Raw genomic sequence first — 15,207 nt, 5'->3', positions numbered from 1 at the left:
CACGGATCTGCTGGACGTACGGGGAGAGGGGAGGGAACGGGAGGTACGGGCGGGCGCGCCCGCGCACCGGCCGGGCCCGCTCCCCCGTGGCGGGCCCGGCGGTCCTCCCGCGGGTCAGGAGGTGACGTTCCAGTCGAGCTTGCCGCTCCAGGTACGGGTGCCCTCGGCGAAGTCGCCCCCGGCGCCCAGGCAGAAGGAGGTGCCGGCCGCGAAGTTGGTGCCGAGCCGCTTGCGGCCGGTGTCGTGGGCGGCGAAGTGGACGGACTGGCCGCGCACGCTGCGGTCGCCGCACTTGTACCAGAAGACCTTCATGTCGACGGAGCGCGCGTCGATCTTCAGGTAGATGTTCGAGCCGCTGACCGAGATCGTGCGGGCCGTCGTGTAGTACGTGGTCGTCGACTTCAGCGTGCCCGAGACGGAGGCGGTGGCCGCCTGGGCGGGGCCGGCGAATCCGATCACGGCGGCCATGGCCGCGGCGGCGGGGACGAGGATCCTGCTCTTCTTCATGTCTCTTCCTGAGGCTGGTGGTCCACAACGCCGTCATCAGCGGGTGCGGGAAGGACGGGCGGTGCCAGGAGCGTCGCCGTCCCCGGCCCGGGAGAGCCAGGAATCCGGCCGCATGCGGGATAAGTTGGGGACGGCCGCCGCCGTGAGCTGCGGTTTCCCTCCGGTACGTGGGACGGGTCGGGACGTCCCCGCCCGCACGGGGACGCCCCCGCGGCCTCTCCCGCCCGCCGGGCGCCGTCCCGCACCCGTCCCTCGCACGTCCCTGCCGCAGCCCCGCCCCGGCCGGGTCCGCGCAGGTCAGGGGCGTCCCCGGAGCGTGGGCCGTCCCGGGCCGTCCCCGGTTCTCCCAGGAGTCGGCGGATCGGCCGCCGGGGCGGTCAAGACTGGTGCGCGTCAAGGAAGTCCGCCCGAAGGAAACGAAGGACACATCCGCATGAGACGTCTCCCCGCCCTGCTCGCCACGGTCCTGGCAGCGGTGCTCGCGACCCTCCTGAGCGCCCCCGCCGCCCAGGCCGCGAGCTGGCCCGTGGTGGGCAGCGGCAGCACCGGCGCCAATGTCACCACCATCCAGCACCTCCTCACCGCCCGGAACCACGCCACCGCGGCCGACGGGGTCTTCGGCAGCGGCACCGCCGACAAGGTGAAGAGCTTCCAGCGCTCCCAGAGCCTCACCGCCGACGGGATCGTCGGCCCCGACACCTGGTCCAAGCTGGTCGTCACGGTCTCCTCCGGCTCGAACGGCAGCGCGGTGAAGGCGGCGCAGGTGCAGCTCAACCGGTACGGTCACGGCCTGACCGTGGACGGCGCCTTCGGTTCGGGCACGGCCTCCGCCGTAAGGAAGTTCCAGCAGAGCAAGGGGCTGAGCGCGGACGGGATCGTGGGCCCCGACACCTGGCGGGCGCTGGTCTCCGGCTCGGGCTCCGGCGGTGGGGGCGGCGATTCCACCAAGCTGACACACGCCCAGGTCGCCTCGATGTTCAACGGCGCGGGCATCACCTGGACCTCCTCCGGCAACTGCTCGGACCGCAACGTCCGTACGTGCACGTCCTTCGAGCAGATGCGCAGGACCACCGCCGAGGGCACCGTCACGCTGAAGCGCGCCAGCGGCTGCCCGATCGTGGTCACCGGCGGCACGGAGACGGGCCACGCGCAGGGCACGTACAGCCACTGGAACGGCTACAAGATCGACTTCTCCCCGCAGACCTGCATCAGCAACTACATCACCCGCACCTTCACCCGCATCGCCGACCGGGGTGACGGCGCCGCCCAGTACAAGTCCGCCTCGGGCAACATCTACGCGCGCGAGGGCAGCCACTGGGACGCCACGTTCCACAACTGAGTCCGCCGAGGACACCGGCGACACAGAGCGACAGAGAGCCTGCCGAGGGCACTACGGCGGGTCCCGGTGGCTGCTGCCCGCGGCCCCCGGGGCCCGCCCCCGTCTCCGTGGGATCAGCCCCGCTCGCTCTCGTCGGTGACGGATTCGCGCAGGGGCTTCCCGCCGCCGGGGCCGGTGCAGAAGCTCGCCCCGTCGCGCAGTTCCGCGCACGCCTTCACCGCGGCCGGGTAGGGCGCCTCGACCATCATGGAGTACGTGTCCCCGTCATAGCTGATCGACCGCTCCTGGGCCACGCCCTGCTCGGTCATGACCCGCGCGGTGTCCCCCACCCCCGCCTCGGTGAGCCGCGCCCAGGCCGCCCGGCAGCCGGGGCTGTACCGCAACTCCAGGTACGCGTCCCCGCGTTGGGCGACGGCCGCCGTCCAGACGCCGATGTGGCAGTTCAGCCGCTGCGGGTCCTTCTCCCGGCACTCGGTCCCGATGCAGCCGGGGCCGCCCGCCGCCCGCTCCTCGCCCACCAGGGCGCCCGACGCGGCCCCGGCCCGCCCCCTCTCCCCCTGGTCCGTACCGAGCGGGATCCCCACCGCCAGGCCGACGGCCGCCCCCACGCTCGCGACACCCGCGAGGACGAGCCCCTTGCGCCACAGCCCGGCGAACGTCTTCCGGGGGCTCGGCGGCCCCCCGCCGTCAGCGGCTCCACCGGCCCCGGCGGCGAGGTCCGGCGCGGGGGCCGCCGCCGTGCCCGACGCGGCGGCGGGCACGGCTGCCGGGGGCGGGACCGGCGCGGGCGCGGCAGCCGAAGCGGCGAGGGACGTTCCGGTGGTGTGGCCGACGACCTCCGCATCGCCCGGTCCCCCTGCCTCCAGGACCGCCTCACCTCCCGCCGCGCGGCCCGGTCCGGTGGCCGCCCGCCCCCCGGACCCGGCCGCCGCGGGGCCTGCGACCGGCGCGTCCCCCGCCTGCTCACGCTCGGCACGCTCGGCCCGGTTCCTGAGTATCAACAGCTCGTCGGGGCGTACACCCACGGTCTGCGCGAAGGCCAGTACGGCGGATTCGGGCGGTATCACCTTGCCGTTGAGATACCGCTCCCAGGACGACTTGCTGTAGTTGGTGCGCTTCGCCAGCGCGGCGAGAGTCAGCCTGTTGAGTTCACGCAGCCTGCGGAGTTCCTCCGACAGTTCCGGGGCCGCCGCTTCGGCTCTTCGACGCTCCGACGTCATGCTGTGCCTTCCTGCCACGCACTCACGGTCCAAGTAAAGGCACCTTAAAGCGTGAAGGTGTCCGAGACCGTCGGCACCAACGAAACCTGGCCGAGACTGTACGACCGAAAGCCTCAGCAGCCTTTGTGGGGACGGTGGTTGCGGCGGGGGGTCCCTGGGTGCGGGTCCCACCGGGGGCCTCGCCCGCCACCGCCTCCACGCCGCAGCCGCGATCGTGTACATGCCCAACGCCGGGAAGGCGTCGATCCGCGGCAGCCGGGGGCGCACTGGATGCCGCCCCCTCACTTCACGACGCGGTCCGGGCGGGGCCGCACCCGTACGGCGGGAGCGGGAGCGCGTGCTCAGCATCACCCTGGACAGCTCCGTGACCGACCGGTAACTTCGATGGAGAATGAGCAAGCGCTTAGCCATGTCCGGTGAGCGTGCGCGAGCGACCGACACACCAGCCGACCAGGGAGGCACCCCGTGCGCCGTACGGTATTCAACGAGGACCACGAGGCGTTCCGGGAGACCATCCGCGCCTTCATCGCCGCCGAGGTCGTGCCGGTCTACGACGAGTGGTTCGCCGCCGGCCAGGCACCGCGCGACTTCTACCTCAAGCTGGGCGAGCTGGGCATCTTCGGCATCGAGGTGGACGAGGAGTACGGCGGCGCGGGCATCGACTCGCACAAGTACGAGGCCGTGATCTACGAGGAGACCGCCCGTGCGGGTGTCACCTTCGGCGGCTCCGGCGTGCACACGCTGCTCGGCCTCCCGTACATCAAGATGCTCGCCACCGACGAGCAGAAGAAGCGCTGGCTGCCGAAGTTCGCGACCGGTGAGGAGATGTGGGCCCTCGCGATGACCGAGCCGGGCACCGGCTCCGACGTCGCGGGCATGAAGACCACCGCCAAGCTCTCCGAGGACGGCACGCACTACGTCCTCAACGGCGCGAAGACCTTCATCACCGGTGGCGTGCACGCCGACCGCGTCATCGTCTGCGCCCGTACCGCCGCCCCGCGCGAGGACGACCGCCGCTTCGGCATCTCCCTCTTCGCCGTCGACACCACGTCCGAGGGGTATTCGGTCGGCCGCAAGCTCGACAAGCTGGGCCTGCGCACCTCCGACACCGCCGAGCTGGCGTTCGTCGACGTCAAGGTCCCGGTCGAGGACCTGATGGGCGAGGAGAACAAGGGCTTCGGCTACCTCGGCACCAACCTGGCCTCCGAGCGCTGGGGCATCGCCTTCGGCGCGTACGCCCAGGCCGCGGCGGCCGTCCGGTTCGCCAAGGAGTACGTGCAGGACCGCACGGTCTTCGGCAAGCCCGTCGCCTCCTTCCAGAACACCAAGTTCGAGCTGGCCGCCTGCCAGGCCGAGGTGGACGCGGCCCAGGCCGTCGCGGACCGCGCACTGGAGGCGCTGGACGCCGGTGAGCTGACGGCGGCCGAGGCCGCCTCCGCCAAGCTGTTCTGCACCGAGGTCGCGCACCGCGTGATCGACCGCTGCCTCCAGCTGCACGGCGGCTACGGCTTCATGAACGAGTACCCGATCGCCCGCCTGTACGCGGACAACCGCGTCAACCGCATCTACGGCGGCACCAGCGAGGTCATGAAGTCGATCATCGCCAAGTCGATGGGGCTGTGATCGCTTCGGAAACCGGATCGGCAAGGACGGCGTTCCCTCCATGAGCGCAGCACTCGATTCCCTGCTCGACCTGCTCGACCTGGAGCGGATCGAGCGGGACATCTTCCGGGGCACGAGCCGCAGCGCGGTCGTGCCCCGGGTGTTCGGCGGGCAGGTCGCGGCCCAGGCGCTGGTCGCCGCCGGCCGTACGGTCCCGGCCGACCCGCCCCGAGCCCTCGGCTCCGCCGGAGCAGGGGGGACCCCGTCCGCCCACTCCCTGCACGCGTACTTCCTGCGCGCGGGCGATCCGGGCGCGCCCATCGTCTACACCGTGGACCGCATCCGCGACGGGAAGTCCTTCACCACCCGCCGGGTGGTCGCCGTCCAGCACGGGCAGCCGATCTTCCACCTCTCCGCGTCCTTCCAGAGTCACGAGGAAGGGCTGGAGCACCAGGCGGAGATGCCCGCGGCCCCCGATCCGGAGACCCTGCCCACGGCCGCCGAGACGCTGCCCCGGTACGCGCACCTCTTCGCCGACCCGGGGATGGCGGACCGGCTGAGCGAGGCGCGGGCCGCCGTCGATCTGCGGTATGTGGACGAGCCGCCGTTCGGGACCGTGGGCAAGGCGCGCGAGCCCCGGTCGCAGGTGTGGTTCCGGACCAACGGCAAGCTGGCGGACGACCCGCTGCTGCATGTCTGCATGGCCACGTACGTCTCCGACATGACCCTGCTGGACTCGGTGCTCCTGGCCCACGGGCGGGGCGGCTGGGCGGTCGGGGACGTGGTCGGGGCGAGCCTGGACCACGCGATGTGGTTCCACCGGCCGTTCCGGGCGGACGAGTGGCTGCTGTACGACCAGGAGTCCCCCTCGGCCTCCGGCGGGCGGGGTCTGGGCCAGGCCCGGATCTACACCGCCGACGGGCGTCTGGCGATCACCGTCATCCAGGAGGGTGTCGTCCGCGTGCCCCGGGGATGAGCGCCGCCCGAGGTCGCCATTCGGACACACTCCGCGCCGCGAGAGCCACGAGCGCCGCGAAGGCCGACGTCCGGCACACGGCCGGGGCGGCCATGGGCGAGTGGGCCCGGGAGGAGGCGGAGCCGCGGAAGCGGTTCCCCTCGGGGCGGTGGGCGTGCCCAAGGGCCGCCCCGCCGCCGGGGCGCGGACGGCGAGGGCCTGCCGCACCTGGCAGTCCGGCCCCGGACGGTCCGTAGCCCCGGGCCCTCGGCACCGGCCCCTACGCGGCCGGCTCGGCCTCCTCCACCGGCGCCTCGTCCTCCAGCAGCCCCGCCGCGTGCAGCAGGTACTCCGTCATCGGGTCGTAGAAGCGCGGGTCGGTGACGTGGTCGTCCAGGGGGACGGTGACCTGGAGGGTGCCCTCCGACTCGCCCAGGAAGAGGGCCGGGTCGTTGCAGTCCGCGTAGCCGACCGCGTCCAGTCCGCGCTGGCCCGCGCATCCCGCCCAGCCGTGGTCCGCGACGACGAGGTCGGGCAGCGGGCGGCCCAGGTGCGCCATGGCGTCCAGGATGGCCGCCATGGGGGCCGGGGAGTGGGTGTGCCAGAGGGTCGCCCCGCGCTCCAGCATCGCGACATCCGCGAACTGGACGACCAGCCCCTCGTCCGCGATCAGTCCGGACGGGATGCGGACGATCTCGCAGCCCGCGCGGCGCAGGGCGTCCGCCGTCCGCCGGTGCACGTCCAGCAGGCCGCCGGGGTGGCCGGTGGCGAAGAGGACCCGCTCCCGGCCGTCGGCGGCCTTGCGCAGACGGGCCGCCGTCCGCTCCAGGGCGTCGACGGTCAGCTCGGGGTCGATGGTGTCCTGGCCCGTCCGGTGCGCGGGGTCGTCGTCGACCCCGCACCGCTCGGCCATCACCGCGAGCACGTCCTGTTCGTCGGTCCAGCGGTCGCCCAGCTCCAGGCCCAGCCAGTAGTGGCGGTCACCGTTGGCGAGCTTGCGGTAGTGGGAGAGGTTGTTGTCGCGAGGCGTGGCCACGTCCCCCGCGATACGCGTACGGACGAGGTGGTCGACGAGGGCGGCGCGGCTGGGTATCGGCATGCACCCATTGTGCCGCCCGGGGTGCGGTCAGTGCCCGGTGTCCCGTACGGCGGACACCTCGGCCGGGGCCCCGGCCCCTCGGTGCCCGCCCCCCTTCCCAGGCCCTTCCGGAGGCTCGTCCGGGGGTGCCCGAAAACTCTTCCGGGACTGTTCACCCGCGTGTGACCTGGCCCTTCCCCGGTCGGACGGCGGAGCGGCTCGAATGGGAACACCCAGAGGTCTGGACCAATCGAGATACGCCAATCCGCTGTCTCATTCCCGTCCGTCACCTCGATTTCGCGCAAGTGGTCTATACCTTTGGCAGTAGGGTGGGCCACCTGAAACGGGTACATACGCAGCCGTGGGGGGCTATATGACCGTGCATCACCTTCCGCAACCTCCGTCCGACGACGAGCTGTACTGGTACTTCGGACCGCAGCGCCGCTGGGTGCTGGTGAGCAGCTCGCTGGCCTTCGTCTTCACGGCCGCCACGATGTTCGCCTTCGCCCTGCGGACCCCGGCCCTCTGGGCGTTCCTCGCGGTCCTCGCCCTCAACGTCGTGGCGCTGGTGCTCTCCTCCGTCAACAGCCTCCGTCAGCGGCGGCTGACCCGGGCCTCGCACGAGGTCCTCGTCCGGGCCTGGCAGCCCGCCGAACTGCCCACCGTGGACCTGTATCTGCCGACCTGCGGCGAACCGCTGCCCGTACTCGACAACGCCTACCGCGCGGTCTCCGCCCTGGACTGGCCGGGCTCGCTGACCGTCTGGGTGCTGGACGACGGCGACCGGCCCGAGGTCGCGGAACTTGCCGCCGCGTACGGCTACACCTACGTCGTCCGCCCCGACCGGGGGCACCTGAAGAAGGCAGGCAACCTCAACCACGCTCTGAAACTGAGCAGTTCGGAGTTCATCGCGATCCTGGACGCGGACTTCGCGCCCCGCCCGGACTTCCTGCGCCACCTCGTCCCGTATCTCGCGGACCCCGCCGTCGGCATCGTGCAGAGCCCCCAGTGCTTCGACACCGACGGGACGATGGGGTGGATCCAGCGCGCCGCCGGCTCGGCCCAGGAGTGGTTCTTCCGCTGGATCCAGCCGTCCCGGGACGCCAGTGACGCCGCCATCTGCTGCGGCTCCAACGCCGTCTACCGGCGCTCCGCGATCGACCTGGCGGGCGGCTTCGCCCGGCTCGACCACAGCGAGGACCTGTACACCGGACTCGCCCTGCACGAGCGGGGGTTCCGCACCCAGTACGTCCCCGTCCTGGTCGCCAAGGGCACCTCGCCCGACGAGCTGACCTCGTACGTCAACCAGCAGTACCGGTGGGCGATGGGCAACCTGCACCTCCTCGGGACGCCGGTCCTGAAGCGGATGCGGGCCCCCTGGCGGATGCGGCTCTGCTTCTACGAGGGTGTCGTCGGCTACCTCACCACGGCCGTGAACACCTTCGCCGCCCCGCTGCCGCCGCTGGTGATGATGTTCTGGTACCCGGACCACATCCGGCCCTGGCACGTGCTGCCGCTGCTCGCCCCGCTCTGGCTCTGGCATGTGCTGCTGCCCCGGATCAGCCGCACCCGCTGGCGGGTCGAGGTGATCCGGGCCAACGTCCTGACCAGCGTGGCCGCCGCCACCGCGTTCTGGCACACCCTGCGGGGCCGCAGCGCCGCCTGGGTGCCCACGGGGGTGCGGTCCAGGGGGAGTTCGGGGTCGATGGCCCGCCGGGTGGTGGGCGTCTCGCTGGTCTGGCTCGCCCTCTCCAACGGGGCCGCCACGGTCGGCCTCGCGCTGGCCGTGGCCCGGAACGGCTGGGAGCCCAACTGGGGACTGCTGCTCTACCTGTTGGTGCAGCTCCAGATCAACGTGCCGCTGATCCGGGACCTGTGGGCCGAGTTGCGCCCGGGGGCGGCCGGGGAGGCAGGGGTCTCGAAGGGGGCGGTGGCGGCACCGGTGGCAGGGGCCGGCGCGGGGGCGGGCGGCCCGCTCGGCCGGCTCCGCTCCTCCCCCGCCGGCGTGCTGCCCCGCCGCTGGCCCGAGACCCTCGCCGCCTCCGCCCTCCTCCTGCTCACCGGCCTGCTCGCCTCGGGGTGGGTCAACCCGATGCTCCCCTGGTCGAGCTGAGCCGGGCCGCGCCCCGCCGTGTCGAAAGGCCTCACCACCATGCCCTTCCTCCTCGCTCCCGGCCCCCGCCGGAAGCGCCCCACCGCACCACCGCCGCCCGCACCGCCCGCCGCCCGCTCGGGCGGTGAGTCCGGGCCGAGCCCGCACCGCTCCACGTTCCGGCCCGACATCGAAGGGCTGCGCGCGGTCGCGGTCCTCGCCGTCCTCGCCTTCCACGCCGACATACCGGGCCTGGCGGGCGGCTTCATCGGGGTGGACGTCTTCTTCGTCATCTCCGGCTACCTGATCACCGGGCTGCTGGTCCGTGAGGCCATCAGCACCGGCCGCGTCCGGCTCGGTGACTTCTTCTCCCGCCGGGCCCGGCGGCTGCTGCCCTCGGCCGCCGTGGTGCTCGCGGCGGTCGCGGTGGCCGGGGCCTGGCTGACCGTACCGCTGCGCCGCGCCGACCTGGAGTACGACGTCCTCGCGGCGGCGCTCTCCGTCGCCAACTGGCGGTTCGTCTCCCAGCAGACCGACTATCTGGCGGCCGGGCACGACCAGAGTCCGCTGCTGCACTTCTGGTCGCTCGCCGTGGAGGAGCAGTTCTACCTGTTCTGGGCCCCGCTGCTCGCGGTGGTCGCCGTGCTCGCCGCCCGTTCGGTGCGGCGGGGGCGGGCCGTGCGGTCCGTCGTGGCGGTGGTCACCGGCGCTCTGGTCCTCGGCTCGTTCGTGCTGTCGCTGCACTGGACCAAGGACTCGGTCTCGCTCGCCTACCTCGGCACGCCCTCGCGCGTCTGGCAGTTCGGGGTGGGGGCGCTGCTCGCGCTGCTGCCCTGGCATCTGCTGCGCGGGCCGCGTCCGCTGCGGCTGCTGTGCGGCTGGGGCGGGGCGGTGGCGATCGGCTGGTGCGTGGTGGCGTACGACGCGTCGACGCCGTACCCCGGCCACGCGGCGCTCGTCCCCACGCTGGCCACCGCCGCCGTGATCCTCGCCGCGATACCCGGACGGGGCGAGCGGGACGCCCAAGGCGCTTACGGCGTCGGCCGGTTGCTCGCCGGACGGGCCCCCCGGGCCATCGGACGGCTCTCCTACACCCTCTACCTGTGGCACTGGCCGGTGCTCGTTCTGGCGGAGGCCCGGCTCGGTACGCTGGACTGGCCCGCGAAGACGGCGTGGACGCTGGCGGCCGTCCTGCCCGCGCTCGCCACCGCGCGGTGGGTCGAGCAGCCGCTGCGCCGCAGCCGTACGGTCTCGGAACTCCCCCGGCGCGGCCTGGCGGTGGGCGTCTCCGCCATCGTGCTGCCGGTCGTGCTCGCCCTGGTCGTGGGCACCACCACGCTGCACCTGATGGGCCCCGCCACCCCGGTCGACGTCAAGGGGCTGCCGCCGGGGGCGACTTCGGGCCCCTCGCTGCTCGCGCACCCGCCCGGCGCTCTGCCGACGGAGGACGGTCCGGTGGTGCCGCACCCGGCCCAGGCCCGCAAGGACTTCCCGCCGGACCGGGACTGCCAGGTCGCCCCGGAGGTGACCCGCAGCCCTGCGTGCCTGTTCGGGGCGGTGGACAGCCCGGACCGGATCGTGCTGCTCGGTGACTCGCACGCGGGCCAGTGGTTCTCCCCGATGCTGGCACTGGCCGCCCAACGGGGTTGGGCACTCCAGGAGTTGGTCAAGCAGGGCTGCCCGCTGCCGCAGTTGGCGGTGACCAGCCCGCAGCTGGGCCGCGCCTACCGGGAGTGCGACACCTGGCGGGCCGACGCCCTGGACCGCCTGCGCACGGGGCCGAAGCCCCGGCTCATCGTGATCGCCTCGCTCAACCGGTACACCGACGACCGCGAACTACTCGCCGCCGCCTGGGAGAAGACGCTCAAGCCGCTGCGCGGGATCGGCGCCCCGATCGTCTACATCGAGGACACCCCCGTACCGGGCACGGACATCCCGGCCTGTGTCTCCGGCGCCCCGGCCGACGCGGCCGCCTGCGCGTTCGACCGGGCGGACGCGGTCCGGGACGATCCGCTGGCCCGGCGGATCGCCTCGGGCGCGGAGCCGGGCGTCCGGACCGTCAGCGTCAACCCGGTGCTCTGCCCGGCGGAGGGGCCGACCTGCCCGGCGGTCCGGGAGCGCATCCTGCTCTACCGGGACGACGCCCACCTCACCAACGTGGCGGCCGTCGTCCTCACCCCGCGCCTGGAGCGGCTGCTGACCGACGCGGGCGCACTGCCCCCCGCCGGGACAGTCCCAGACACCCCCGCGCCCGGGCCCGACGGCTGGACCGAGCTGCTGCGGGACGACTTCGAGGGCCCGGCGGGCACCCGCCCCTCCCCCGCCCACTGGCAGTACGACCTCGGCACCTGCTACCCCGGCTGCCCGGCCCCGCAGTGGGGGACGGGCGAGATCACCACCATGACCGACTCCACGGACAACGTGCGCCTGGACGGCCGGGGCGTGCTGGAGATCGTCCCCACGAGGGAGGGAGGGCAGTGGAGTTCGGGACGCATCACGACCGTGCGGTCCGACTTCGCGCCGCCGCCCGGCGGCGTGCTGCGGATCGAGGCGTCGATCGCGCTGCCGGAGGTGACCGGGGCGAAGGCGGCCGGGTACTGGCCCGCGTTCTGGACCCTGGGCGCCTCGCTGCGCGACGGGTACACCGGCTGGCCGGGCGTCGGCGAGCTGGACATCATGGAGTCCGTCAACGGCCGTGACTCCGTGTTCGGTTCGATGCACTGCGGGGTGCTGGAGGGCGGCCCGTGCCGGGAGCCCGTGGGGCTGACCTCGGGTCCGCAGGCGTGCTCGACCTGCCGTACGGAGTTCCATACGTACGCCGTGGAGGTCGACCTCGCGGCGGACGAGGTCCGCTGGTATCTGGACGAACGCGTCCACTTCCGGGTGCGCGCCGAGGAGATGGACCGTCGTACCTGGCTACAGACCGTGGACCACGGGGTGTTCCTGATCCTCAACGTGGCGATCGGCGGCATGCTCCCGCTGGCGGACGGCGCGACGGCGGGTCCCGCCACCGAGCCGGGCCACCCGATGCGGGTCGACCACGTCACCGTGAGGACCAGGGAGGGCTGAGCGCGGACCGCACGGCCACGGACTGGCGCGCGCGCTCGCGTGTCGGGCAGGCTACTGTGCCACGATCACAGGATCGGCTCCGACCGGCGGCGCGCAGGCGTCGGATGCCGGACGTCAGGTACCAGGTTTCACGGGGGAGGACCGGACATGTGGCCGCTGGAGCAGGCGGATCCCGCCCGGATAGGGCCGTACCGGCTGCTGGCGCGGCTGGGCGAGGGCGGCATGGGGACGGTGTACCTCGCGGCGGGCGGCGGGGGTGAGCGGGTCGCCCTGAAGTCCATCCGGTACGGCTACACCGAGGACCCCGACTTCCGGGTGCGTTTCGCCCGCGAGATCGAGTCCGCGAGTCTGGTACGGGCCCGGGGCATCGCCCAGGTCGTGGCCGCGGAGTCCGGGGCGGACGGTCAACGCCCTTGGGTGGCAACCGAGTTCGTCCCCGGTCTGCCGCTCCAGCGGCTGGTGGCGGCGCAGGGCCTGCTGCCCGCCCCCTCCGCCGGGGCCCTCGCGGCCGGGCTCGCCCGGGCCCTGGAGGCGGTGCACGGTGCGGGGCTGGTGCACCGCGACGTGAAGCCGTCGAACATCCTGCTCACCGTCGAGGGGCCCCGGCTCATCGACTTCGGGGTGGCCAAGCTCGTCGACGCCTCGACCGGCGGCGGGCTGACCCGCACCGGCGCGTCCGTGGGGTCGCCCGGCTACATGTCGCCCGAGCAGGTGCTCGGCCGCGCTCTCACGCCCGCCAGTGACGTCTTCGGGCTGGGCGGCGTGCTGGTGTTCGCGACCACGGGACGGCTGCCCTTCCCCGTACCGGACTCCACCAACCAGCATGCGCTGATGTACGCCGTCGTCCAGGACGCGCCCGCCCTGGACCAGGTCCCCGACGAGCTGCGTCCCCTGGTCGCGGAGTGCCTGGCCAAGGACCCCGCCGACCGCCCCGACGCCCCCGCCCTCGCCGCCCGGCTGGCCGGGTACGCCGCGCTGCTCGACGGCAGCGCCGCGGACGCCGACCCCTGGCTGCCCGCCCGCGCCCTCGCGGAGGTCGCCCGCATCTCCGGCCGGGCGGCGGCCCAGGGCGAGTGGCGACCGGGCGGGGCCGGTGACGGGGCCGGGGCCGGGGCCGGGGGGAGCGCATCGGGACCGGCCGCCCCCGACGACTCCGCCGGCAGCTTCCCGGGCTCCCCCGCCCCGGAGGGTCGAGCGTCGGTCTCCCCCGCCTCCGGTCCGCACGACGCCTCGGAGCCCGACGCCGAAAGCGCCCCCTCGGGCCCGCCCGCCCCGGGCCACCGCCTGCCCGCCTCGCCGCCACCGCCGCCGCCGTCCGCCCCGCTCGCGTACGTACCGACGATCGCCGCGCCCGCGGGCCCCGCACCGCAGGCGCTGCCGCGCCCGTCCGGGCCCGTACCACCGCCGCCCCCACCGGAGCGCCCGGCGGCGGCACCGCCCGCCCGGGCCCCGGAACGGGCCCCCGCACCGGCCCACCCCGCCCGGCCCCACTACGTACGTCAGGAGCCCTCCCCCACCGCACCGCCCCCCGCGGCCCCGACCCCGGCCTGGTCGGCGCAGCGGTCGGCTTTCCGGTCGCCGGAGAGCCTGGCCATCGCCCTGTCCTGGCTCTACGGGGTCTACATCGCCTTCAAGTGCGTGGCCGTCGTGATGCACCTCGGCTTCGCGAGTGAGATCGGTGACTGGAAGAAGGCGGACTTCGCCCTGTGGACCGACGTCGAGGCGCTGGTCGGCAAGGCGGACACGCTGGTCCTCGTGGAAGGCCTGCTGGCGGTCGCGGCGGGCGTCACCACCCTGGTCTGGTTCTGGCGCGTACGGATCAACGCGGAGGCGTTCGCACCGGGCGAGCACCGGTACTCCCCCGGCATGGCGATCGGCAGCTGGTTCATCCCGGTCGCCAGCTGGATCATCCCGGGGAAGATCACCTTCGACATCTGGTACGCATCGCTCCAGGACCGGCACCGGGGCAGGCCCGACGAGTGGGGCTGGCAGACGACCCGGCGGTGGCCGGGGCGGCGGCTGCTCGGCCTGTGGTGGGGGTGGGTGATCGTCTTCACGCTCAGCGCCACCGTCGTGTACCTGCTCCCCGATGTGATGCGGGGCGCGGTCGACTATCCGAACGCCATCCACTTCGACCGGATGCTCTCGGCCGTCCACTGGGGCACGTTCCTGAACCTGCTCTGCGTTCCGGGCATTGCCCTGTCCATCGCCGTCGTGCGCCGGCTGACCGAACTCCAGGACATCCGGTCCGCCGGCCCCCGCTGAGGAGGCCGCCCTCGCCTGTCCGATCGCTACCGGCCTGCCCCCTGTCGTCGCCGTCGGCTTTCGGCCCCACGGGCGTCGTCGCACGGCGCCTCCGCCGGTCGGCGCACCGCGGCACCGATGTACCAGGCGGCTGAGTACAGCAGCAGGGCGACCGCGAGCGAGGCGCCGGCTCTCCTGGCGGCCCCGGTCAGCATCCCCTCGGCGAGGGTGCCCCAGGGCGCGGGGACCGTTTCGGTGGGGTAGCTGGTTTCGATCTCGCCGTTGCCCAGGTCGACGGTGATCGGGCGGCTGTAGTCCGCTTCGACCTCGTAGCGATAGGCGTGGAAGTCGTCGACGGAGTTCGCGAGGCCGCCCAGCAGGGGAGCGGCGACCAGCAGGATCACCGCGCCCCACCGCATGCGGGGGGCCAGGCGGGCGGCGGTGCCGGTGTCGGCGCCGGTACGGGACCGGAGGCGGGACCGTCGCCGCCAGAGGTACAGGGCGATGGCCGCCAGGCCGAGAACGGTGCTCACGTGCTGCAACAGGCGGGAGACCGCCAACCCGCCGACGGCCGGGGCACGCAGGAGTTCCACGTGCGTGACCAGGAGACCGTCGACGTGGGTGAAGGAGTCCCACGCCACGTGGGAGGCGATGCCGGTCACCGCGGAGACCAGCAGCCATACGAGGTGCCGGAGCCTCGCCGGGAGGCCGGTCGTCGGTGCGGGTCCGGGCAGGCGGAGGCCGGGCGGGAGCAGGGCCGCGACCGGCGCGCGCAGTATGCGGCAGACGGCGACCAGGGCGAGGGCGAAAGGCAGGCTGACCAGCAGGCCGCTGACGGGAGAGTGGGTCTGTGTGGGGTTGAGGAACGGCTCGTACCAGTCCTGGGCGCTGCGGGAGGCCACGCCGAGGGCGGACAGGAAGTACGGAGCGTCGGGCGCGACGGCGCCCGCGACCAGGGCCGCCGGAACGAACGGCTTGCGCAGCAGCGGGAGCACCACGGCGGGGTGGGACAGGGTGAACGGCAACTCGACGGTCTTCTCTGCTCGGGGGAGCCGGGGCCTCCGCGCACCACGCCGCGGACCCTCACGGATAGAACGTCAG

10 protein-coding genes and 1 pseudogene are annotated in these 15,207 nt (G+C 73.6%); 7 read left to right on the top strand and 4 right to left on the bottom strand.

What is annotated here, in order from left to right; translation table 11 throughout:
- Window positions 1-114: 114 nt before the first annotated feature.
- Window positions 115-507 (bottom strand): hypothetical protein, encoded by a 393-nt coding sequence (locus AC0682_RS08065; protein WP_478531610.1) that lies wholly within the window; start codon window positions 505-507, stop codon window positions 115-117.
- On the opposite strand from AC0682_RS08065, the pseudogene AC0682_RS08060 reads away from it, so the two are divergent.
- A pseudogene (locus AC0682_RS08060) lies at window positions 467-1,207 on the top strand (peptidoglycan-binding domain-containing protein); the annotation flags it as partial. The gene AC0682_RS08065 and the pseudogene AC0682_RS08060 overlap by 41 nt on opposite strands.
- A 48-nt stretch (window positions 1,208-1,255) precedes the next feature.
- On the top strand, window positions 1,256-1,846 hold the full coding sequence (locus AC0682_RS08055; RefSeq protein WP_478531750.1) for a peptidoglycan-binding domain-containing protein: 591 nt from the start codon (window positions 1,256-1,258) through the stop codon (window positions 1,844-1,846).
- 113 nt (window positions 1,847-1,959) lie between these two features.
- Here AC0682_RS08055 and AC0682_RS08050 read toward each other — a convergent pair whose 3' ends face one another.
- Window positions 1,960-3,066: a helix-turn-helix domain-containing protein gene (locus tag AC0682_RS08050; protein WP_478531609.1), complete on the bottom strand. Its 1,107-nt coding sequence runs from the start codon at window positions 3,064-3,066 to the stop codon at window positions 1,960-1,962.
- 465 nt (window positions 3,067-3,531) lie between these two features.
- Here AC0682_RS08050 and AC0682_RS08045 point away from each other — a divergent pair, with 465 nt between their 5' ends.
- Both AC0682_RS08045 and AC0682_RS08040 read left to right on the top strand, forming a co-directional pair.
- Window positions 3,532-4,689: an acyl-CoA dehydrogenase family protein gene (locus AC0682_RS08045; protein ID WP_254812510.1), complete on the top strand. Its 1,158-nt coding sequence runs from the start codon at window positions 3,532-3,534 to the stop codon at window positions 4,687-4,689.
- Between the two features lie 40 nt (window positions 4,690-4,729).
- Window positions 4,730-5,644: an acyl-CoA thioesterase gene (locus tag AC0682_RS08040; RefSeq protein WP_478531608.1), complete on the top strand. Its 915-nt coding sequence runs from the start codon at window positions 4,730-4,732 to the stop codon at window positions 5,642-5,644.
- Between the two features lie 259 nt (window positions 5,645-5,903).
- Here the strand turns inward: AC0682_RS08040 and AC0682_RS08035 are convergent, their stop codons facing one another.
- A complete protein-coding gene (locus AC0682_RS08035; RefSeq protein ID WP_478531606.1) occupies window positions 5,904-6,722 on the bottom strand; it encodes a phosphatase in 819 nt (272 codons plus the stop codon).
- Window positions 6,723-7,074: 352 nt separating this feature from the next.
- On the opposite strand from AC0682_RS08035, the gene AC0682_RS08030 reads away from it, so the two are divergent.
- The 3 genes from AC0682_RS08030 (at window position 7,075) to AC0682_RS08020 (ending at window position 14,127) form a co-directional block, all read left to right on the top strand.
- Window positions 7,075-8,814 carry a glycosyltransferase family 2 protein gene (locus AC0682_RS08030; RefSeq protein ID WP_478531605.1) on the top strand — a complete coding sequence of 580 codons (1,740 nt, stop codon included), beginning with the start codon at window positions 7,075-7,077 and terminating at the stop codon, window positions 8,812-8,814.
- Between the two features lie 39 nt (window positions 8,815-8,853).
- Window positions 8,854-11,862: an SGNH hydrolase domain-containing protein gene (locus AC0682_RS08025; RefSeq protein ID WP_478531604.1), complete on the top strand. Its 3,009-nt coding sequence runs from the start codon at window positions 8,854-8,856 to the stop codon at window positions 11,860-11,862.
- A 147-nt stretch (window positions 11,863-12,009) separates the two neighbouring features.
- Complete coding sequence (locus tag AC0682_RS08020; protein ID WP_478531602.1) at window positions 12,010-14,127, top strand: protein kinase domain-containing protein; 2,118 nt, start codon at window positions 12,010-12,012, stop codon at window positions 14,125-14,127.
- 26 nt (window positions 14,128-14,153) lie between these two features.
- On the opposite strand, the gene AC0682_RS08015 is transcribed toward AC0682_RS08020, so the two are convergent.
- Window positions 14,154-15,131 carry a DUF4184 family protein gene (locus AC0682_RS08015; protein ID WP_478531600.1) on the bottom strand — a complete coding sequence of 326 codons (978 nt, stop codon included), beginning with the start codon at window positions 15,129-15,131 and terminating at the stop codon, window positions 14,154-14,156.
- Window positions 15,132-15,207 lie beyond the last annotated feature (76 nt).

Source organism: Streptomyces sp. NPDC043746, from assembly GCF_056436485.1.
Note: the sequence above shows the minus strand (reverse complement) of the source record. Positions and strands in the feature narration are given on the sequence as shown.

What these genes read in the sequence shown, in the direction of transcription:
- AC0682_RS08065 (WP_478531610.1), bottom strand. Translation starts at nt 507, where the DNA reads ATGAAGAAGAGCAGGATCCTCGTCCCCGCCGCCGCGGCCATGGCCGCC.
- AC0682_RS08050 (WP_478531609.1), bottom strand. Translation starts at nt 3,066, where the DNA reads ATGACGTCGGAGCGTCGAAGAGCCGAAGCGGCGGCCCCGGAACTGTCG.
- AC0682_RS08040 (WP_478531608.1), top strand. Translation starts at nt 4,730, where the DNA reads ATGAGCGCAGCACTCGATTCCCTGCTCGACCTGCTCGACCTGGAGCGG.
- AC0682_RS08035 (WP_478531606.1), bottom strand. Translation starts at nt 6,722, where the DNA reads ATGCCGATACCCAGCCGCGCCGCCCTCGTCGACCACCTCGTCCGTACG.
- AC0682_RS08030 (WP_478531605.1), top strand. Translation starts at nt 7,075, where the DNA reads ATGACCGTGCATCACCTTCCGCAACCTCCGTCCGACGACGAGCTGTAC.
- AC0682_RS08025 (WP_478531604.1), top strand. Translation starts at nt 8,854, where the DNA reads ATGCCCTTCCTCCTCGCTCCCGGCCCCCGCCGGAAGCGCCCCACCGCA.
- AC0682_RS08020 (WP_478531602.1), top strand. Translation starts at nt 12,010, where the DNA reads ATGTGGCCGCTGGAGCAGGCGGATCCCGCCCGGATAGGGCCGTACCGG.